General features: G+C 62.5%; 18 protein-coding genes. 7 read left to right on the top strand and 11 right to left on the bottom strand.

Annotated features, from left to right (window positions below):
* Positions 1-114 precede the first annotated feature (114 nt).
* Complete coding sequence (locus VB618_RS18680) at positions 115-819, top strand: substrate-binding periplasmic protein (RefSeq protein WP_329798255.1); 705 nt, start codon at positions 115-117, stop codon at positions 817-819.
* Positions 816-1,790 carry a cation diffusion facilitator family transporter gene (locus VB618_RS18685; RefSeq protein ID WP_329798257.1) on the top strand — a complete coding sequence of 325 codons (975 nt, stop codon included), beginning with the start codon at positions 816-818 and terminating at the stop codon, positions 1,788-1,790. The genes VB618_RS18680 and VB618_RS18685 overlap by 4 nt, the downstream gene beginning before the upstream one ends.
* Here the strand turns inward: VB618_RS18685 and VB618_RS18690 are convergent.
* From VB618_RS18690 to VB618_RS18700, 3 genes are all read right to left on the bottom strand, one after another.
* On the bottom strand, positions 1,764-2,276 hold the full coding sequence (locus VB618_RS18690) for a gamma-glutamylcyclotransferase family protein (protein ID WP_329798259.1): 513 nt from the start codon (positions 2,274-2,276) through the stop codon (positions 1,764-1,766). The two genes, VB618_RS18685 and VB618_RS18690, sit on opposite strands and share 27 nt — an antisense overlap.
* An 18-nt stretch (positions 2,277-2,294) precedes the next feature.
* Positions 2,295-4,295 carry an acetyl/propionyl/methylcrotonyl-CoA carboxylase subunit alpha gene (locus VB618_RS18695; protein ID WP_329798260.1) on the bottom strand — a complete coding sequence of 667 codons (2,001 nt, stop codon included), beginning with the start codon at positions 4,293-4,295 and terminating at the stop codon, positions 2,295-2,297.
* Between the two features lie 164 nt (positions 4,296-4,459).
* Positions 4,460-4,873, bottom strand: coding sequence for a hypothetical protein (locus VB618_RS18700; RefSeq protein WP_329798261.1), 414 nt, complete (start codon positions 4,871-4,873; stop codon positions 4,460-4,462).
* Between the two features lie 317 nt (positions 4,874-5,190).
* On the opposite strand from VB618_RS18700, the gene VB618_RS18705 reads away from it, so the two are divergent.
* Positions 5,191-6,120 (top strand): ring-cleaving dioxygenase, encoded by a 930-nt coding sequence (locus tag VB618_RS18705; RefSeq protein WP_329798262.1) that lies wholly within the window; start codon positions 5,191-5,193, stop codon positions 6,118-6,120.
* Positions 6,121-6,332: 212 nt separating this feature from the next.
* Complete coding sequence (locus tag VB618_RS18710) at positions 6,333-6,941, top strand: alpha/beta hydrolase (protein ID WP_329798263.1); 609 nt, start codon at positions 6,333-6,335, stop codon at positions 6,939-6,941.
* A gap of 213 nt (positions 6,942-7,154) precedes the next feature.
* On the opposite strand, the gene VB618_RS18715 is transcribed toward VB618_RS18710, so the two are convergent.
* From VB618_RS18715 to VB618_RS18725, 3 genes are read right to left on the bottom strand one after another with little or no spacing between them, the layout of a single operon-like run.
* Positions 7,155-8,195, bottom strand: coding sequence for a PLP-dependent cysteine synthase family protein (locus VB618_RS18715; RefSeq protein ID WP_329798324.1), 1,041 nt, complete (start codon positions 8,193-8,195; stop codon positions 7,155-7,157).
* Entirely contained in the window at positions 8,095-9,171 is a 1,077-nt protein-coding gene (locus tag VB618_RS18720; RefSeq protein WP_329798264.1) for a hypothetical protein, read from the bottom strand. The genes VB618_RS18715 and VB618_RS18720 overlap by 101 nt, the downstream gene beginning before the upstream one ends.
* Before the next feature lie 3 nt (positions 9,172-9,174).
* On the bottom strand, positions 9,175-10,707 hold the full coding sequence (locus tag VB618_RS18725) for an acyl-CoA carboxylase subunit beta (protein ID WP_329798265.1): 1,533 nt from the start codon (positions 10,705-10,707) through the stop codon (positions 9,175-9,177).
* Between the two features lie 153 nt (positions 10,708-10,860).
* Here VB618_RS18725 and VB618_RS18730 point away from each other — a divergent pair, with 153 nt between their 5' ends.
* Positions 10,861-11,238, top strand: a complete 378-nt coding sequence (locus tag VB618_RS18730) for a hypothetical protein (RefSeq protein WP_329798266.1) — start codon at positions 10,861-10,863, stop codon at positions 11,236-11,238.
* Between the two features lie 45 nt (positions 11,239-11,283).
* Here the strand turns inward: VB618_RS18730 and VB618_RS18735 are convergent, their stop codons facing one another.
* The gene (locus VB618_RS18735; RefSeq protein WP_329798268.1) at positions 11,284-12,066 is read right to left on the bottom strand and encodes an ATP12 family chaperone protein; all 783 of its coding nucleotides are present in this window, start codon (positions 12,064-12,066) and stop codon (positions 11,284-11,286) included.
* Between the two features lie 88 nt (positions 12,067-12,154).
* On the bottom strand, positions 12,155-15,214 hold the full coding sequence (locus VB618_RS18740; RefSeq protein ID WP_329798269.1) for a tetratricopeptide repeat protein: 3,060 nt from the start codon (positions 15,212-15,214) through the stop codon (positions 12,155-12,157).
* Between the two features lie 287 nt (positions 15,215-15,501).
* Between VB618_RS18740 and VB618_RS18745 the strand changes: the two genes are divergently transcribed.
* Entirely contained in the window at positions 15,502-17,352 is a 1,851-nt protein-coding gene (locus VB618_RS18745; RefSeq protein ID WP_329798270.1) for a glycosyltransferase family 2 protein, read from the top strand.
* Positions 17,353-17,367: 15 nt separating this feature from the next.
* Here VB618_RS18745 and VB618_RS18750 read toward each other — a convergent pair whose 3' ends face one another.
* Together VB618_RS18750 and VB618_RS18755 are read right to left on the bottom strand one after the other, a co-directional pair.
* Positions 17,368-17,685 carry an STAS domain-containing protein gene (locus VB618_RS18750; RefSeq protein WP_329798271.1) on the bottom strand — a complete coding sequence of 106 codons (318 nt, stop codon included), beginning with the start codon at positions 17,683-17,685 and terminating at the stop codon, positions 17,368-17,370.
* A gap of 8 nt (positions 17,686-17,693) precedes the next feature.
* Entirely contained in the window at positions 17,694-18,491 is a 798-nt protein-coding gene (locus tag VB618_RS18755; protein WP_329798272.1) for a PIG-L deacetylase family protein, read from the bottom strand.
* A 297-nt stretch (positions 18,492-18,788) separates the two neighbouring features.
* Between VB618_RS18755 and VB618_RS18760 the strand changes: the two genes are divergently transcribed.
* On the top strand, positions 18,789-19,253 hold the full coding sequence (locus VB618_RS18760) for a hypothetical protein (protein WP_329798273.1): 465 nt from the start codon (positions 18,789-18,791) through the stop codon (positions 19,251-19,253).
* On the opposite strand, the gene VB618_RS18765 is transcribed toward VB618_RS18760, so the two are convergent.
* A complete protein-coding gene (locus VB618_RS18765) occupies positions 19,242-19,691 on the bottom strand; it encodes an ATP-binding protein (protein WP_329798274.1) in 450 nt (149 codons plus the stop codon). The two genes, VB618_RS18760 and VB618_RS18765, sit on opposite strands and share 12 nt — an antisense overlap.
* Positions 19,692-19,695: the final 4 nt, after the last annotated feature.

Raw genomic sequence — 19,695 nt, forward strand, 5'->3', positions numbered from 1 at the left:
AAACTGCCCGTTACACCGACTCAACGCGCCGGTACGGCAAAGGTTCTGAAGCGAGGCCGGAACGAATCCGCAGCTCCGGAATTCAAGCTGAACAGTGATTGGCTCAGGTGCATCATGCGTATGAAGATGGCGGCGGTCCTGGTCGGAATTCTCGCCGCAGGCGGCTGCAGCGATTTTCCCAAGGACAATGCCGAGACCCTGAAGCAACTTCAGGCAGGCCGGGAGATGAAGGTGGGGGTGGCCCACAACCCACCGTGGACCGTCGTTGCAGAAGGACGGATCGAAGGTGTGGAACCCGCCCTCGTCACCCAATGGGCCGAAAGCCTGGGAACGAAAGCCCGCTTTATCACAGGCCCTACGGACGCTCTGGTGGAGGCGCTTTATAAGCGGGAGTTGGACGTCCTGATTATGGGATTGACCGACAAGACACCCCATTCCGGCAAGCTCGCCCTGTCCCAGCCTTATCTGGAGGTCAAAACCAACCTCGGCGTCGCACCGGGGCAGACGCCCCTGGCCGATTGGACCGGGCAGCGCATCGCCGTCAATCCGGAGCGCCTCGACCTTGTGGCGCAGGTCCGGGAGCTGGAAGCCGAACCCGTGCCTCTTGAAGGAGGCGAAACCCCGGTGCCGATCATGGCCGGGTACGATTTCGAGCTTCAACGGCGCGGCCTCAAGCCGACGGAGGATGAGCTTTCGACGGAGAATATGGTCATGGCCGTCATTCCGGGCGAAAGCGCCCTCCTCCTCTCCCTTGATCGGTTCCTGCAAGCTCAGGACAAAGACGCCCTCAAGGACAAAGCCATGGAGGCTTTGCGATGAGGCCGATCGAGAACTTCGAATTTCCCGAGGACAAACAAGCCCTGTTCAAGCGCGCCCAGCGTCTCGAGGTGATCACCGTCCTCTACATCGCGTCGGCCGCAACAGCGCTTTACATCACGATGGGCTCTTCGCAGGCCATGCGGGCGAGCTTCTTCGAGGATGTGATCAGCGTCATTCCGGCCATCGTCTTCCTCATCTGCAGCCGTATCGCCCTGTGGCCTCCGAACCGTAAGTTCCCCTACGGCTATCACGGGGCGGTATCCATCGGCTATCTCATCTCATCGGTTGCCCTCGTCGGGATGGGTCTGTTCCTGCTCATCGAATCCGCTTCCAAATTCCTCTCAGGCGAGCGCACTACCATCGGCGGCATGCATATCTTCGGGGAGACGATCTGGGCCGGCTGGCCCATGCTGGCGGCCATTGCCTATACGGGCATTCCTAGCGTCATCCTGGGGCACATGAAGCTGAAGCTGGCCCCCAAGCTCCACGACAAGATTCTCTATGCGGATGCCAAGATGATGAAGGCCGATTGGATGGCTGAAAGCGCCACGGCCATCGGCGTGCTCGGGGCGGGCTTCGGCTATTGGTGGATCGATCCGCTGGCAGCGGGCATCATCGCTCTCGATATCCTCAAGGACGGTGTTTCCAACCTTGGGGTTGTGATCGCAGACCTCATGGAGCGTCGCCCGCAAAAGACCGACCGCTCAGGCTACGAGACGCTGCCGGAGGATCTTCGACGCAGGATCGAGGCTTTGGATTGGGTGAAGGAGGTCGAGGTTCGCCTTCGCGAAAGCGGGCACATCGTTCTGGGCGAGGTCTATGTCGTGCCTAGCAAAACGGACAATCTGCCGGAGCGGGTCGCCCACGCCATTGAGGACGCCAAGGAGATGAACTGGCGCCTGCACGACGTGACCATCTCGGTTGTGCCCCGCCTCAGGGATGCGTCACCGGCGACGGATGGGCAGGGCTGATCCTCCCGGGGCTCCCCAGAGTGGGCGGACCTTGGGCTCTTGAGGAGCCGGTGCCGAGGCTCGGGTCTTCGGCAGCCACACGCTCAGGCTCCGGATGTAATCCTCCGGCAAGCCAGCACACCGGGCGGCCTCGACGACACCTTCCATGTAGCCGGGGAGCGGTGTGCCGGGCTTGGCGCTGCGCCTCACATAGACAATCGCCCGGCGCGGCCCCTGTGCCGTTACGATCGGCTGGACGACCTTGATGTAGAGGCCCGTCGAGAGGCTCTCGTACCGGTCGAGAGCCGGCACATCGGCGAGCGCCAGATCCCACACCATGCCCCAGACCGCCCGTTGCTGATCCCGTACCACGGTGGCGTAGCCCTCGTCGAAAACCATGAAGCGGTGGCGCATGAGCCGCCCGATGCCAACCGGCTTCGAGGCCGGGCAGCGTCCGAGCATGGCAGCCTGGTCCATGTTGGACCCGTAGGCGAAATAAAGGGGCATCGGTTTTGGCCCGAATCCTTATGCAAATTCCAGGATCACGGCATCCACCGCGAGGCTGTCGCCTTCCTTGGCGTGGATCTTGGAGATGGTGCCGTCGCGCTCGGCGCGCAACATGTTCTCCATCTTCATCGCCTCCACGATGCAGAGCGGCTCGCCTGCCTTCACCTCTTGGCCCTGGGCGACGATGATGGCCTTCACGAGACCAGGCATCGGGCAGAGCAGCTGCTTGCCGGTATCGGCCTCCAGTCGCTCCGGCATGAGGGCCGCGAGTTCCGCCTCGCGCTTGGTGTAAACCTTGACCTCGGCGGAGGCTCCCGCATGGGAGAGCGCGACGCCATTGAGGATCGTCCGCACCTGCACGGCAACGGCTTCACCGCCCACAGTGCCGGTCCAGACCGGCTGGCCCGGAGCCCAATCAGAGACAATCAGCCAGGCCTGACCGTCGATCACCACCGCGAAGCCGCCGTCGATATCTTCGACCGTCACCTCATGGCGCTCCTTGCCCAGCATCACCACCCGGTCGCGCTCGAAGCGCAGGCTGGCGGCGGGACGCATCTGGCCGGATATGTGGCGCTTGCGCTCGTTCAGCACGTGGTCGATGGCGGCACCCACCGCAGCCATGCGCAGGGCCACCTCGCCCTCCGGCGCAGGTGCCTTGAACCCTTGCGGGAACTCCTCGGCGATGAAGCCGGTGGAGAGTTGGCCCGACTGCCAGCGCGGATGCTGCATCAGGGCCGTTAGGAACGGGATGTTGTGGCGGATGCCCTCGATGGCGAAGGCGTCCAGCGCCCGCGCCTGAGCCTCGATGGCCTGGAGGCGGGTCGGTGCATGGGTCACGAGCTTCGCGATCATCGGATCGTAGTAGATCGAGATCTCGCCGCCCTCATACACGCCAGTGTCGTTGCGCACCGTGACGCCGTCCTGCTCGCCCTCGTTCGGAGGGCGGTAGGTGACGAGCCGGCCCGTGGAAGGCAGGAAGTTGCGCACCGGATCTTCGGCATAGATGCGGCTCTCCACCGACCAGCCGTTGAGCCTCACGTCTCCTTGCGATAGGCGCAGCTTCTCGCCGGCCGCCACGCGGATCATCTCCTCCACGAGATCGATGCCGGTGATCATCTCGGTGACCGGGTGCTCCACTTGGAGGCGGGTGTTCATCTCAAGGAAGTAGAAGGACTTGTCCTGGCCTGCCACGAATTCCACCGTGCCGGCGGAATCGTAACCCACGGCCTTGGCGAGAGCGACCGCCTGCTCGCCCATGAGGCGGCGGGTCTCTTCGTCAAGGAGCGGCGACGGCGCCTCCTCGATGACCTTCTGGTTGCGGCGCTGGATCGAGCATTCGCGCTCGCCCAGATAGATCACGTTGCCATGCTTGTCGCCCAGCACCTGGATCTCGATGTGGCGCGGATCGGTGATGAACTTCTCAACAAAAACGCGGCTGTCGCCGAACGAACTTGCCGCCTCGGACGTTGCGCGGGCGAATCCCTCGGCCACTTCATCCGAGGAATGGGCGATGCGCATGCCCTTCCCTCCGCCGCCGGCCGAGGCCTTGATCATGACCGGGTAGCCGATCTCGTTGGCGATGGTCACCGCCTGCTCGGGCCCCTCGATCACCCCGAGATAGCCCGGTACGGTCGAGACCTTGGCGGCGGCGGCCGCCTTCTTCGACTCGATCTTGTCGCCCATGGCCGCGATGGCGCCGGGATTCGGGCCGATGAACACGATGCCGGCTTCGGCCAGGGCCTTCGGGAAGGCTTCGCGCTCGGACAGGAAGCCGTAACCAGGATGGACGGCCTGGGCGCCGGTGGCCTTACAGGCCTCAATGATCTTCTCGATGACCAGATAGGATTGGGCAGCGGCGGCCGGGCCGATATGGACGGCCTCGTCGGCCATCTCCACATGGAGCGCATCCCGGTCGGCGTCGGAATAGACCGCCACCGTCTTGATGCCCATGCGCCGGGCGGTCTTGATGACCCGGCACGCGATTTCGCCCCGGTTGGCAATCAGGATCTTAGAGAACATGAACCCTCGAACGCTCCACCCTATGGCGCATCGTGCGAAAAAGTGGCCTCGGTTTTTCGCCGAGAACGATGCGCCAACCAAAAAAGTCAGCCCCACCTCCGTTACTGCACATCCGTGCCGTGGGGAAGCGGGGCTTGGTTCAGCATTTAGCTTTAGAAGATTATTCAGGCGGCGATCTGGGACAGCCTCGCCTGCTGGCGCCCGCGCATGATGAAATCGAGGAGCGCCACGTCCACGTGGCCCGCCTCGTCCAGGATGGCATAGGCGATGGCCATGGCGTTCGGGGACGGCCCGCTGACTTCCAGGAGGGTCGAGAGCCAGAAGGCATCGTCATTGCTGACCACACCATGGGGAGCACGCTTCCAGATGACGAAATCGGCCACGAGCCTGGTCAGCGCCGCGCCCCAGCCTTCGACGGCGGTGACGATGCGGTCCAAAGCCAGTAGGGACTCGACCTCGAGACGGCTCGCGATCCCACCGGGGAGGATCTCACTCTGAAGCATCGCCACGTCATCATTGCAGACATGGCCCCTCTCGGAGACGCTGTCGATGAAATCGCGAAGTTGATCCTTCAACATCCGTTTGACTCCCGCCGGCTTTTCTTAATTTCAACACCGGTTGATCGCTTGTGCAGGATGACATTCACACGGACGGCAGGGCTAAACCGTTAACACGACATGCTGAATCGCCGTTGAGGTTAAGCCTTGTTGAGACTCTTTGGTTGCCGGAATCTTGACGGAGCCGATTCCTCAACGTTTGCGCGGATTTGCCGAAGAGGCTGCTGCAGCTTTGCAATCCCGCAAGGTCGCCCTTTCCGCACTTCCTCGCGGCCTGGTGGTACTTATTTCCCTGTCAACGCAGCGCAACCCGCGCTTGCCCGTTAAGGAACGCATCCATGCGGCACCACGGCATTCATCACGTCACCGCCATTGCTGGCCCGGCCCGTCGCAATCTCGATTTCTACACCCGCGTGCTCGGCCTACGCCTCGTCAAGAAGACCGTCAACTTCGACGATCCCGGCACATATCATCTCTATTTCGGCGACGGCCTCGGCCAGCCCGGCTCGATCCTGACCTTCTTCCCCTGGGAGCACGTGGCGCCCGGACGCAATGGCGTCGGCACCACGCAGGAAACGGCGTTCCGCGTCCCCGAGGTATCCCTGGGCTTCTGGGCGCACCGGTTCATCGAGCAGGGCGTCGAGCACGGCACCGTGGAGAAACGCCTCGGGCAGAGCGTCCTGACCTTCAAGGATCCGCACGGCACGAGCCTTGCTCTCATGGGCATTCCGAATGCGGAGGCCGAGGAGGCCTGGACGGCAGACGGCATCCCGGCGGAGCATGCGATCCGCGGCTTGGAAGGCGTCACGCTGCTCGTCGAGAACGGCGAGCGGACGGGTGCGATCCTCACCGACGTGTTCGGCTTTGCCGAGACGGCGCGCGAGGGCTCTCTCGTCCGCTACAGGACGGAGGCCCTCATGGGCAGCACGGTCGACATCCGCAGCGCCGGCGGCTTCCTGCCGGGCCGGATGGGTGGCGGCTCCGTCCATCACGTGGCCTTCCGCGCAAAGGACGATGCCGACCAGGCCGAGATGGTGAGAAAGCTTGCCGAGAACCACGGCCTCCAGCCCACGGAGCAGAAGGACCGCAACTACTTCCGGTCCGTCTATTTCCGCGAGCCGGGCGGTATCCTGTTCGAGATCGCCACCGACGAGCCGGGCTTCGCCGCCGACGAGGCGCAGGAGCGGCTAGGCGCTGAGTTGAAGCTTCCGGCGTTCCTGGAAGCGCGCCGGGGCGACATCGAGGCAAGGTTGCCTGAATTGGCTTGAGCCGCCAGAAACCCTCTCCCCTATGCGGGAGAGGGTGGCGAACGAATGTGAGCCGGGAGAGGGGCAGAACAGACGAACTCACCCCCTCTCCCACCCTGCTGCGCAGGGCACCCTCTCCCGCACCTAAGTCGGGTGTTCCCGACTTAGGCAACAAGGATGTCCAGATCGGGAACACCCGATCTGGATGGGGAGAGGGAGAAAGAGAGAATCCCATGACCGAACTGTCCTTCATCCACCGCTACGAGCCCGCCACGGATCCATCCCGCCCGCCTCTCCTGCTGCTCCACGGCACGGGCGGCGACGAGAACGATCTGCTGGGTCTCGGCCGCACGATCTCCCCCGGCTCCGCCCTGCTCTCCCCGCGCGGCAAGATTCTGGAGAACGGCATGCCCCGCTTCTTCCGGCGTCTCGCTGAAGGCGTGTTCGACGAGGAGGATGTGAGGTTCCGCGCCAATGAGCTTGCGGATTTCGTCACTGAGGCACGGGAGGCCTACGGGTTGGAGGCTCCCATCGCGGTCGGCTTCTCCAACGGCGCCAACATCGCCGCCGCCATGCTGATGCTGCGGCCGGAGGCTCTTGCGGGCACGGCGCTGCTGCGGGCCATGGTGCCGCTGTCCCAGGCTCCCGCCGTGGACCTTGCGGGCAAGCGGGTGCTGATGATCTCAGGCGCCATGGACCCGATCATTCCGGCGGAGAATGGCAAGCGTTTGGCTGCCTCCCTATCGGCCTCCGGCGCTGAGGTTCAACACGAGACGCTGCCGACAGGACACAACCTGTCGCAGACGGACCTGCAGCTGCTGGTGCGGTGGTTTGGACGCTAGGTAGCAGCCGTTTCAAGACGTGGATCCCCGGAACAAGTCCGGGGATGACGAGGAGGGTGGCAGGACAAGAGGGTGTCATTCCCGGCCGGAGCGAAAGCGGAGGGGAAGGGAATCCATGGCTCCGCGCTTGATCGTGGATCCCCTTCCCGCACTTCGTGCGCCGGGGATGACACCTGCATCGTCATGGCCGGGCTCGTCCCGGCCATCCACGTCTCAGGAAGCGGCAAGAACCCCCGTCTCAAAGAACCGCTCCATCGCCTCCTCGGCGGCCTTGATGCAGATGCCGCGGCATTCGAGCCAGGCATCGTCGAAATGCGTGCTGCGGTAGCGCTCGCCGGAATCGCACAGGAGCGTCACGACCGATCCCTTTTCACCATTCTTCACCATCTCTCCCACGATCTGCGCTACGGCCCAGAGATTGGTGCCGGTGGAGCCGCCGCAGGAGCGGCCGATGCGGCGCGACAGAACGCGTGCGGCCGCGATGCTCGCCGCATCCGGAACCGCAATAGCGCGATCGATGAGCTCCGGCACGAAGGACGGCTCACAGCGCGGGCGGCCGATGCCCTCGATCACCGACGGTGGACCGGAGACGGTGCAGACTTCACGATCCGCGAGGTGCCGGTGGAACACGGAGGCCTCGGGATCGGAGAGGCACAGCCGCGTTGGCAGGCAGCGGTAGCGAATATAGCGCCCCAGCGTCGCCGAGGTGCCGCCGGTTCCCGCCCCCACCACGATCCAGCTCGGGATCGGATGCTCCTCATGGCCCATCTGGCTGAAGATCGATTCGGCGATGTTGTTGTTGCCGCGCCAGTCCGTCGCCCGCTCCGCATAGGTGAACTGGTCCATGTAATGGCCGCCGAGTTCCTCGGCCAAACGCGCGCTTTCCGCATACATCTCGGCGGGGCTATCCACGAAATGGCTCTCGCCGCCATAGAAGGCGATCTGCGCGATCTTCTCGGCGGATGTCGAGCGCGGCATCACGGCGATGAAACGCAGGCCCAGCATCCGGGCGAAATAGGCTTCCGATACGGCCGTCGACCCGCTCGAGGCCTCGATGATGGTCGTCTCCGGCCCGATCCAACCGTTGCACAACCCATAGAGGAACAGAGACCGCGCCAGCCGGTGCTTCAGGCTGCCCGAGGGATGGGTCGATTCATCCTTGAGGTAGAGCTCGACACCCGGGACAGCCGGCAGCGGCACGCGCAGCAGATGCGTGTCCGACGAGCGGTTGAAATCCGCCTCGATGATCTGGATGGCGGTGGAGACCCAGGAGCGGGTGGATTGGTCGCTCATATAATCTTCCCTGTGGGAGTTTAGAGTACAACCCTAACGGATCATAAAGAGATGCAGCGGCATTCCGAATATCAATGTTCCTACGGAATAAATCATAGCAAATAAGAAGCAGAATGCTGGTAGATATTGATACTGAACATTTACGCGAAAATACATAACTCCCCGCCAGTAAAATATCTTTTGGGACATCTTCGAGAGAAACGATTTCGCGCTCTACCGACGCCCTTCGAAGTTCTTCTAACTCTCTCAAATCTGACAAGGTCTTATCAATGTCTGATACTATCTCTTCATTCCTCTTGTGCAACTGCGCTAGAAAGGCATCAACCTGCTGACCCACTCCCCTCACTACAACCGTTGCAGCCGTATCAACAATCTGCTCTGACATTTTCTCCCAGTTAAGTTTCGAAACATGTTGGAGGCCGTTGATTTCGTGAATTGCGCTACTGAGCTGATTGAATGCCGCAACTTGTATTACTCCACGCCTTCCACTGATCGAATTGGCGATCTTGCTTTGAACGCTGTCGACAATCCCGTCAGGAATAGGCGATTGAGAGTATTTAGAAAGCTCATCCCAGTATTTGCGGTACAGAGTTTGCGCCTCAGATATTTTCGCTACCTCGGTCTCTGCTTTCTCTTTCATTTCGCGTAAGGCCTCTCGCACAGCTTCAGCTTGCTTAATGCCCTGCTCTGGATCACGAGCCCATGATGGAATTTCTGAAAAATAATAAAGATAGTAAGAGCCATTCAGATAGGCACAAACAATTAAGACGCCTATCGCTGCCCAGAAATTAGATATCTCAGATCCTATCTGAACACCCAGAATCTGGGTTGAAGAAGGGATGCGAATAGCTAAAGCGGACACGGCTATCGTCGCAAGAGACGATAGTAACGCAGCTCTTTTGTTGCGGTAAAAGGCTTCTTCGAATTTAGAAGACATATATCACAACGGAATGTTGTCGTGCTTCTTCCAGGGCCGCTCGGTCTCCTTGTGCCGCAGCATCGCCAAGGCCCGCGCAATCCGCCGCCGCGTCGAATGCGGCATGATCACCTCGTCGATGTAGCCACGCTCCGCCGCCACGAAGGGCGACATGAAGCGGTCCTCATATTCCTTGGTGCGGGCCGCGATCTTTTCCGCATCGCCGATGTCCTGACGGAAGATGATTTCCACCGCGCCCTTGGCACCCATCACGGCGATCTGGGCGGTGGGCCAGGCGTAGTTCACATCGCCGCCGATATGCTTTGAGGCCATCACGTCATAGGCACCGCCGAAGGCCTTGCGCGTGATCACCGTCACCAGCGGCACGGTGGCTTCGGAATAGGCGAAGAGCAGCTTCGCTCCGTGCTTGATCAGGCCGCCATATTCCTGCGCGGTGCCCGGCAGGAAGCCCGGCACGTCCTCGAAGGTGACGATCGGGATGTTGAAGGCATCGCAGAAGCGCACGAAACGGGCCGCCTTGCGGGAGGCGTCCGCGTCGAGCACGCCCGCGAGCACCATGGGCTGGTTAGCCACGAAACCCACCGTGCGGCCCTCGATGCGGCCGAAGCCCGTGATGATGTTTTTCGCGTAAGCTTCCTGAATCTCGAAGAAGTCCGCCTCGTCGACAACCTTCAGGATCAGCTCCTTCATGTCGTAGGGCTTGTTCGGATTGTCCGGGATCAGGGTGTCGAGGCTGTCGTCCACGCGGGCCGGATCGTCGAAGCTCGGGAGCTCCGGCACGCCGTCCATGTTGTTGGCGGGCAGGAAGTCGATGAGGCGGCGCACCTGCAGCAGCGCCTCGACATCGTTGTCGTAGGCGCCGTCCGCCACGGACGACTTGGTGGTGTGGACCTTGGCGCCGCCGAGTTCTTCCGAGGTCACGGTCTCGTTGGTGACGGTCTTCACCACGTCGGGGCCGGTGACGAACATGTAGGAGCGGTCGCGCACCATGAAGATGAAATCGGTCATGGCGGGCGAATAGACGTCGCCGCCGGCGCAGGGGCCCATAATGACGGAAATCTGAGGGATGACGCCCGAGGCGATCACGTTCCTCTTGAACACCTCGCCATAGCCGCCGAGCGCCGCCACGCCCTCCTGGATACGAGCGCCGCCGGCGTCGAACAGGCCGACGATGGGCGCGCGCATTTTCAGCGCCATGTCCTGGATCTTGGTGATTTTCTGGGCGTGGGCCTCGGAGAGCGAGCCGCCGAAGACGGTGAAATCCTTGGCGAAAACGAAGATCGTGCGGCCGTTCACGGTGCCCCAGCCGGTGACCACGCCGTCGCCAGGGATCTTGGCCTTGTCCATGCCGAAATCGGTGGAGCGGTGCTCGACGAACATGTCGAACTCCTCGAAGGAGCCGTTGTCGAGGAGGAGCTCGATGCGCTCACGGGCAGTCAGCTTGCCGCGGGCGTGCTGCGCCTCGATGCGCTTCTCGCCGCCGCCGAGGCGGGCCTGCGCGCGCCGCTCCTCAAGCCGTTCGAGCATGTCTTTCATGGCTGGACCCTGACTCCCGGGAAAAATGCTCCCCCGCTTAGCACAGCCGTGCCTGTGTCAAAATCCCACTATGGGTGTGTGCTCCACAACACTTCACAGACCGGCCGGAGCGGGTTAGGGACCTTGTATTGTTACGTTACAACGGGGCTGAACATGAACAAGACCACCCAGTATGCGGCTTTGACCGTATCCCTATCGCTTCTGGCGGCCGGCTGCGCCAGCCGCTCGGAGGATGTTGGAGCGGCCTATGTGTCGCCGGTCACCTACCAGAGCTACAACTGCAAGGAACTGAGCCTTGAGGCTCAGCGGGTCAGCGCTGCGGCGGCAGCCGCCTCGGGCGCCCAGGATTCCCGACGCACGCAGGACGCGGTTGCCACCACGGCGGCCGTTATCATCTTCTGGCCGGCCGCCTTCTTGGTGGGCGGCGACAATGCCAAGACGGCGGAACTCGCCAACCTGAAGGGGCAGATGCAGGCCATCGAGGGTGCATCGATCCAGAAGAAGTGCGGAATCAGCTTCCAGCGCGGCTAATTTTAACCGCATCAGCCGCCGGTGCCTGTCGCGCCGGCGGCTTTTTCATGCCTGCGTCAGGCGATAGACCAGGGACGCGGCCCTGAAATCGGCCTCGCGCCGCCGGCGACGCTCCATGGCCTCGTAATCCTCACCCCAGACGCTTTCCTGATAAAGCTCGTCCACATGGGCGGCTGCCCAGGCCTGGTCCACATCGAGCTGCCGTGCCGTATGGGCGAGCGCGATCAGCACAGAGCCGGACAAGGTCGTCATGACATGCAGCGCGGCGATCGCAAACGCCGATTCGACCTGCTCGATGGCCCGGCGGATGGCCGCGACCGATTCCTCCGGCTGCGTCACATGCATTACGCCCTCGCCTAAGGTAAAGCGGGCGCCGTGGGTCTCCTTCGCCCAGTCCAGCATCGGGCTCCACGCAACATCCTGGGACTTGGCCAGACGCTCGGGCTCGCCGGCCCGGTAATAGACGAGATCCGACCCGGCATAGCGGACGAGATCATCCACCACCTCGGCCTTTCGAGGCGCCACCCCGTCGATGGCGGAGTTGACGATGCGGGTGAGCGGCATGGTGGAAGGATCGATCTCAGCCCCCTGCCCCTGCCATTCCTCCGCCAGGGCCTCGGCCAGCGCCCGGGTGGGCACGGCCAGGGCCTGCTTGCTTGGCGTCTTCGCCGTACGGCCGTCAAGCGTGAGATGGAACAAGCCATCCCGCTCCTCGACGCTGGCTTCCTTGTAGAAGCGCTTCGGCAGGGTGGGTTTCATGCCGGCCTGGGCAGCCCGCATGGGGTTGGGTTCCTCGCCCGAGGGGAACCAGTCGCGTGAGTCTGTCATGGGGCGAAAATAGTCGCTCCTGTCGCCATCTGCGAGGGATGCCAGGAAAATTCCTGAGGTTAAGGCATAAACCTCCGCAGAGAGCGGTCTACCACCGGATCCTCAGCTCCCCACCCACGGACCAGCGGCTGAACGGCTCGTCGTCCTCTCCGGAATCGAAATTGCCGTCGTCTTCCGACGAGCGCGCATAGGACACGAGGTGGCTTGCATAGAGGGCGAAGGTCGCCTGCGAGGTGAAGTCGTAGTTCAGGCGTGCGGCCGCATAGGAGACGAAGCCCCCTTCGCCGGGCTCGCTCCAGCCGTAGCCGGCAGCCCCTTGAAGATCGAACCACCATCCTTCAGCCAGCGGGCCGTAGAAATGGACGCTCGCCTCCAGGGACTGGTACCGCTCGGGATTCCAGTATCCATTGTCGACGACCTCCGCGAACTCGAAGGCCGTGTAGCGCGCGCCCAGCCAGAAATACGGGTTCGCCGTGAAGCGCTTGGCGAACTCGACCTGCCCCCAGATGCGCCCGTTGCCGTCCGAGTAGTGGCTGTAGATCGCCTGGGCAGAGAAGCGGGTCGCATTGTCCGGCGTCACGATCGCCTTGAGGCTGAAATCGTTGGCCAGGACATCGTTCACGATGGAACGCGTGTTCTCGTCCGCATAGCGCCGCGCCAGGTTCAGGTCGAACCGGAGCAGATCGGATGGAATCAGGCTTAAGGTCGTATCGTGGGTCAGGGTGACGTCCTGACCGTCGTCCCCGTCGGGCCGGTTGCGTCGTGCCTCGTCTTCGAAATTCAGGAAGAGCGACGACTTGAACTCGACATGGTCGCCGAACCTGTGCTGCCCTGCGATGCCGATGCTCGACATGTCGACGCTCGGGAAGTCGCCGCCTCTGTAGCGCATGAAGCGAGCCTGAGGCCCGATCTTCGTCAAGCCATCGTTGAAGGTCAGCTCGTGCGAGGCCTGCAGCGACCAGATCGCGAGATCGTCCGAGCGGCGGGCGTACCAGCTCTCGATGCGGGTCAAGGGCCGGCGTTCGAGATAGAGCTGATCGAGCAGCGCCAGGGCGCCGGCATCACCGCGCTTCTGCGCCAGAACCGCCTTCGCGTAGCTCTCCGACAAATCCGGGCGCCCCATCTCCCGCCGCGCCTGGGCGGCGATGAAGAGCGTGGCGGGGTTCAGGTCCCCACCGGCAAGAAGAGGCTCGAGCCGGGCCAGGGCTGCGCGTGGCGATCCCATGGATCGCTCGGCCGTCGCAGCGCCGCGGATCGCCTCCACATTGTTGGGCTGAAGGGCGAGGACCAACTCGAAATCGGCCAGGGCGGCCTTGTGGTCCGTGATGTCGTTGAGGGCGTTGCCGCGCCCGATGAGCGCATCGACGTCGTTTGCGTTCGACACCAAGATCTCGCTGAAGACCGGGATCGCGAGCTTCTGCTGATTGCTCCAGGCGAGAGAACGGGCGAGCCCGAGCCGGGCGTCCCGCTTCTCCTGCGCCGTCAGGTCTGCACGCTGAAGCACCTCCTGGAAGAGCGGGATGGCTCTCAGCGGCTGACCCGCATAGAGCACCTGCTCGGCATATTCCCGCAGCAGCTCCCGGCGCCGACCCGGCATGACGGCCAAGGCCCGCTCGTAGAAGTTTACGGCTTCCGCGTTGCGGGCCTGTCCCGCAACCTGGCGCGCCGCACCCACAAGAGCGTCCGAGAACGCCTTGCGGGCCTCCTCGTCGAGCGGGTTCTCGCGGAACAGGGGCTGCCAGGCGGCAATCGCCTCGCGGAACTGGTTGCTCCAGAGGAGCGCGAAGGCAAGGCCGCGCCGCACGCGCCGGCGCTCCGCCTCGGGGCGCTGACCGTCGCGCAGAGCCTCCCGATACAGGGGCACCGCGCCGGCAGGATTGCCGGAATAGGCCGTCTGGTCGGCGTATTCGGGCAGGAGTTCCTGCCGTCTTTGCGGAGCGGTCTCGATGGCTCTGCGGAAGAAGGAAGCGGCATCGGCGTTTCGTGTGCGCTCGGCCGCCTGCCGGGCTGCACCAACGAAAGCATCGGAGAGCACCTTGCGCGCCTCCGCATCGCTCCGGTCCGCCTGCAGGATATCGCCCCAGGCCTCGATGGCCTGCTGGAACTGGCTGCTCCACAGGAGCGCGAAGGCAAGCGAGCGGGCGGCCAGTTGACGCTCGCCATGGGAGAGATCCCGTCTGGCGATAACCTCGCGGTAGACAGGAACCGCCTTGCCCGGCTGGCCCGAGAAAGCGAGCTGGTCGGCATATTCACGGCCGATCTGACTTCGCTTGGAGGAATCGAGTGAAATCGCCCTTTCGAAAAGCGAAGCTGCCTCCCTGTTGGCGCCGCGTCCTGCCGCCTCTCGGGCTGCGGTGGTGGCCGCGTCGGCAGGCGAGACTGGAGCGGCTGTGGGCGCTTGTTGGGATGGAGCGGCCTGAGAAGGCTGCGCCGCCTGCGCACGGCCTTTCTCGAGGCCAGCGCGAGCCTCCGCAAGCCCCTGCCGGACCTGAGCGTCATCCGGAGATGCCCGGAGCACATCCTCAAGAGCTGCGACTGCGGCCGGAAACTGGCCGCTCCACAGCAGCGCGAAGGCCAGCCCCCGCCTCAGACGGCGCTGCTGATCGCCAGGTCGGCTGCCATCCCGCAGGGCTTCCTGATATAGCGGCACGGCTTCGTCGGGCTGACCGGTATAAGCCGTCTGATCGGCCAGTTCCGGCAGCAACTCCTGGCGGCGTTGAGGTGCGGTCTCGATGGCACGGCCGAAGAGCGTTCTGGCGTTTGTATTGTCGGAGCGTTCGCCAGCCTGTCGGGCTGCCCCGACCAAAGAATCGGACAATGCCTTCCTGGCTTCGTCACTGCTCGGGTCTGCGCTCAGGCGGGCTTCCCAGGCGGGAATTGCCTCTTGAAACTGGCTGCTCCACATGAGAGCGAAGGCCAGTCCGCGCTCCGCGCGCTCCCGATTGGCGGCGTCCAGCGCGGGATCGGCCAGACGTTCGCGATAGAGAGGCACGGCATCCGAAGGACGGCCGGAATAGGCTGTCTGATCCGCATATTCCAGCAGGAGTTCGCTTCGGCGCTCGGGAGCAAGGGCAATGGCCTGCTCGAAGAGACGAGCGGCCTCGCGATTGTCATTGGTGGAAGCAGCCTGCCTAGCCTGCTCCAGCACTTCCTGAGCAGATTGGGCTAGAGCAGGTGACGCGGCCAGCCCGAACCCACAAAGGAAAACGAGGCTTGCGAACCGTATACGAAGGGCAAGCCTACGCTGATGCATCGTCTCAGAGTCTCGAATCACAAATTCAGGAGGGGCAGTATCTGGATTTTGCCCTTATGGCAGGTAAAGATCGGATCTGGCGAGAGCCTCGCCTGTCCTAACTTTCTTTCCTAGAAAATAGCCTATCCTTATCCCCAGACCAGAGGCCTTCCGCCTCCAGCCTCTTTCCGGAGACGCGTTTCTTGTCCCGTCCCTCTTCCCGCTTCCAAACTCAGACGCCCTGGTCTCCTCTTCCGTATTCCCCTGCGCACGAGGCTCTGTGGCAGTTTCTCTGCACGGCGAGCTTTGTCTTCGGAGTATGGTACATCGGCTGGCGGTGGCTCTACTCAATCAACTACGACGCTCTCTGGTTCTCGATCCCGCTCCTTGTCGCCGAGACGGGCTCCTTTATCGGCCTCGTCCTCTTCACGGCGAATCTCTGGAGCGCACGATCCCCGGTGCGCGCTCCTCTTCCGGTTACCATCCGCGACTGCACCGACGATGCGGACGTGCCCGACAGGCCGGTTTCCGTGGACGTTTTCGTCGCCACCTACAGCGAGGATCCTGAACTCGTTCGGGTCGGTCTGCAGGCTTCCAAGAGGCTCACTTATCCATACCCGATCAATCTGCAGATTCACGTTCTGGACGACGGCAAGCGTCCGACCATGGAAGCGGTCGCTCGGGAAGAAGGGGTGAATTATCTCACCCGCTCGGACAATGTGGGCTTCAAGGCCGGCAATCTCAGAAATGCCATGGCCTCCACGTCCGGGGATTTCATCCTGATCTGCGATGCCGATATGCACCCTTTCCCCACATTCCTGGAGGAGACGCTCGGCTATTTCAGGGATCCGAAAGTTGCCTGGGTCCAAACCCCGCACTGGTTCTACGACGTTCCTCCAGGAATACCGCTCCCGGCCGCTCTCGGGCGCCGGCTCGGAGCTTTGGGACGAGGCATTGGCCGAGCGTTCGAGCGCGTCTTCGGGCCGGTTCAGATCGGGGAAGATCCATTCGCCAACGATCCCCAGCTTTTCTTCGACGTCATTCTGCGTCGGCGCAACTGGGCGAACGCGAGCTTCTGCTGCGGCGCGGGTTCGATCCACCGTCGCGAGGCCGTCATGGAGGCGGCTCTTCGTCAATGGTCCGATCAGGTCGCAGCCTCAGCCGGACGCAACGAAAAGGCCGCCCGCCATCTGACCGGCGAGCAGGCCATCACCGATTCAATCAGCGATGTCATGCGTTGGCAGAGCGCCCTGGAAGAGGAGTTCCAGCCCTACAAGTTCCACGTCTCCGAGGACATCTATACGTCCATCGTCCTGCACAGCGACCGGGAGCGCGGGTGGAAATCAGTTCTGCACCCTGTCGTCCAGTCAAGGATGCTGTCGCCCAACGACCTTCTCAGCTGGACGATCCAGCGCTTTAAATATGCGGGCGGCACCCTGGACATTCTTGCCCACGACAATCCGCTGTTCCGGCGCGGGCTGACGCTGCCGCAAAAGCTTATGTACGGATCGACCTTCTACTCGTATCTCTCTCCCATTTGGAACATCGTCTTCCTCATATCGCCCATCGTCTTCCTGTTCTCGGGCATCGCCCCCGTCTCGGGCTATTCGCTCGATTTCTTCGTGCATATCGCGCCGTTCCTGCTGCTCAACGAGCTGTCGCAGCTCGTCGCCATGTGGGGCAACTCGAACGCCAAGGGCCGTGCTTGGTATCTCGCCATGTTCCCGCTGAATCTTCAGGCGCTCTGGGCCGTCATGCGAGGCAAAAAGATCTCGTTCCCAGTCACGCCCAAGGATCGGCAGGTCGGAACCTATGGCCGGCTCGTGAGATGGCAGATCGCGCTTGTGGTCGTTACCATGACGGGTCTTGCCTGGGGCTGGGCGGCCTATGGAACGGGGCGTGAGGGGTATACGCTTGGAGCAATGATCGCCAACACTCTCTGGGGTTTCAGCAATGCCCTGTCGATGCTGCCGGTGATCCGGGCGGCTTACTGGCAGCCCGATCCTGAATTCGAATCCGCAATCGTTGAAGGCGCAGTGCCGTCGCAGGTTTAGGCGAACGCCTGCGTCTTAAACCCATGCGGTTTCGAGCGTGTCGGAGATGACGAACACCCGATCGAGCGTGGTAAGGCGCAGCAGACGCTGCACTTGGGAATTGGGTGCGACAAGGCGCAAATCGCCCTCGGCTTTGCGAGCAGCCTTGAGACCGGACACCAGGGTGCCGAGCCCGGTGCTGTCGACGAACGAAACCTCTGACAAGTCAACGGCAAGACGGCTTTGTCCCTCAGCCACAATGTCCTTCAGGCGGGCCAGGATCTGAGGCGCTGCAGCAGCGTCCAACCGCCCTGACAGGCGCACGAGGGCAACCCCCTGTTCCGTCTGCTTCATTTCAACAATCATCTTGAACCACCGTGCGGATGAACCGGCCAGAACCGCTCAGCGGGTCCGACATCGCCGCCCGTCTCTAGCGCAAAATTCGTGACGGCAGTCCTGAAATCAGGCGTGAAACGAAAAATCACGGGAACCTGGGATCGATAGCAGGCAATCGAATCGAGGCGTTTCTGCAGGGTCTTTGCAATGGGGACGATGACAGGGTCCCCGGTCGCATCTCCCAGGATCGCCAAGCGTGCTTGGACACCGGCAGGCGTGTGGATTGCATAAGGGCAATCTTCATAGGCATAGACCCTGACACCCGCGGATGCGAGGTGGCGGCCGGTCTCGAACACCAGCTGGTGATCCACGTGGGAGCCGATGCCCAAAGGAACGAAGGCTTGCATGTCGTCGCGCCATTCCGGCAGTTGGCGCAGTTCCTCAGCAAGATGAGCGGCGAGTTCCAGCTCCTCGCCTTTCAAAGCACCGAAGAGTTCGGGGTCGGACCTGTAGCGCTCTCCACGATAGATGGCATCCGGCAGCCCGAGCCAGCGAACGGAGGAGCCGAGCGCCTGGGCAGCTTCCGCATCTTCCTTGCGGCGAACCGCCAGGACCTGCTCCGCATCCGTGACCTTCCACCGCTCGTGCTTCCAGGCAGCGAACTCACCGACCATTTCATCGACCAGTTCGCTGGCAAACACCGTGATCATGCGCGGCTCATACCCGCCCTCGGCCAAGAGCGCCAAGGTGCCGCCGCAGGAGAGCGGAACGTCGTCGTAGTGCGGCTGGATGAAAAGCGATGGTCCGAATGTGAGAAAACTCATAGGCCTACTTCAATCGTTTCGCAGATCCGCCTCGGTTTACTCCTGACCTAAGAACGAATCGTCCCGGACGCATAGCCCGATTTGAGAAAGACCGCACCAAGTTGCAGCTGCCTATGGTGGCATTGTGACCGAACGGTAAATGATACTATGCTTCAAAAAAGCAAGCGATGCTCTCCAGCCCTTCTCGGCAGCAAGCATCTCTCTTGCCTTGTCGGGCACCGGGCGATTAGGTTTCGGACCTCTTCCATACGGCAGATCCGTGCCGTACCGCGTTCCAAGCTCACCGGAGGCTCAGCGTTGACTTTCAGAGAAGGCCTCCTCAAGGCCCGAGGGCAGATCACCTTTATTGCAGCGCTGGCGATCTCGACGGGAATCATCATCTATCTCGAAACACTTGATACCGAAGAACGGATCCAGGGCCGCGTTGCGACCGAGCTTGCTCGTCAGAGGAATGCTCCTCCGACCATTTCGCCTGCTGTCGATGCAAGGGTGAAAGCCAACCTTCAGCGGTCGGAAGAGGTTTATTCCGCGGAACCGCATGCTGCGACTTCGCGAGCGGCGTTGCTGGTCTCCCTCGCTTCCGCCGTTCAGCTCAGCATCCTAAGGCCCGAGGATGGACTTGCGCGGGCCCAGAGGGTCATTGCCGACATGGAGCGCCAGACAGGCGAGGTCACGCCCGTGCTTGTCTCCGCCCTGGGAGCCGCGGCGGTCGCTTTCCCCTCGCTTCAAGACCGGATAGCAGGTCTGGCTTCAGCCCCCTGAGGCGGAGGATCCGATCCGTTTGACCATGCGCAGGCGGTTCTCAGCCTCGTTCGAATGATACTCGACCTCGTCCATGTTCATGCGGATGAGCGCGAGGCCCATGCCCCCTTCCGGGATATCGGCAAGATCGGTTTCATCGAAGGCGAATGTGTCCTCCGGGGCCTTGTCCAGCACCTGAGCGGGCATGGGGGGAGCATGATCGATGACCTCGATCACAACCAGATCGGCCTGAAGCCCGACCGCCACTTGGACGTCCTTGCCTCGCTCCCCGTGATAGCCGTGCTTGATGACGTTGTTGATGGCCTCGACGAGGCTGAGTTCCACCGCGTCCTGGTCCTCGGGACTCAGCAGATCCTCGCATAGGGCCCGAACGGCGCGGGCGAGGAGCGACACCTTGTCGAGGTCGCTGTCGATGGAGAGGCTGATGGAGGATACCATCGTG

This window comes from Microvirga sp. CF3062 (genome assembly GCF_036314045.1).
GTDB lineage: Bacteria > Pseudomonadota > Alphaproteobacteria > Rhizobiales > Beijerinckiaceae > Microvirga.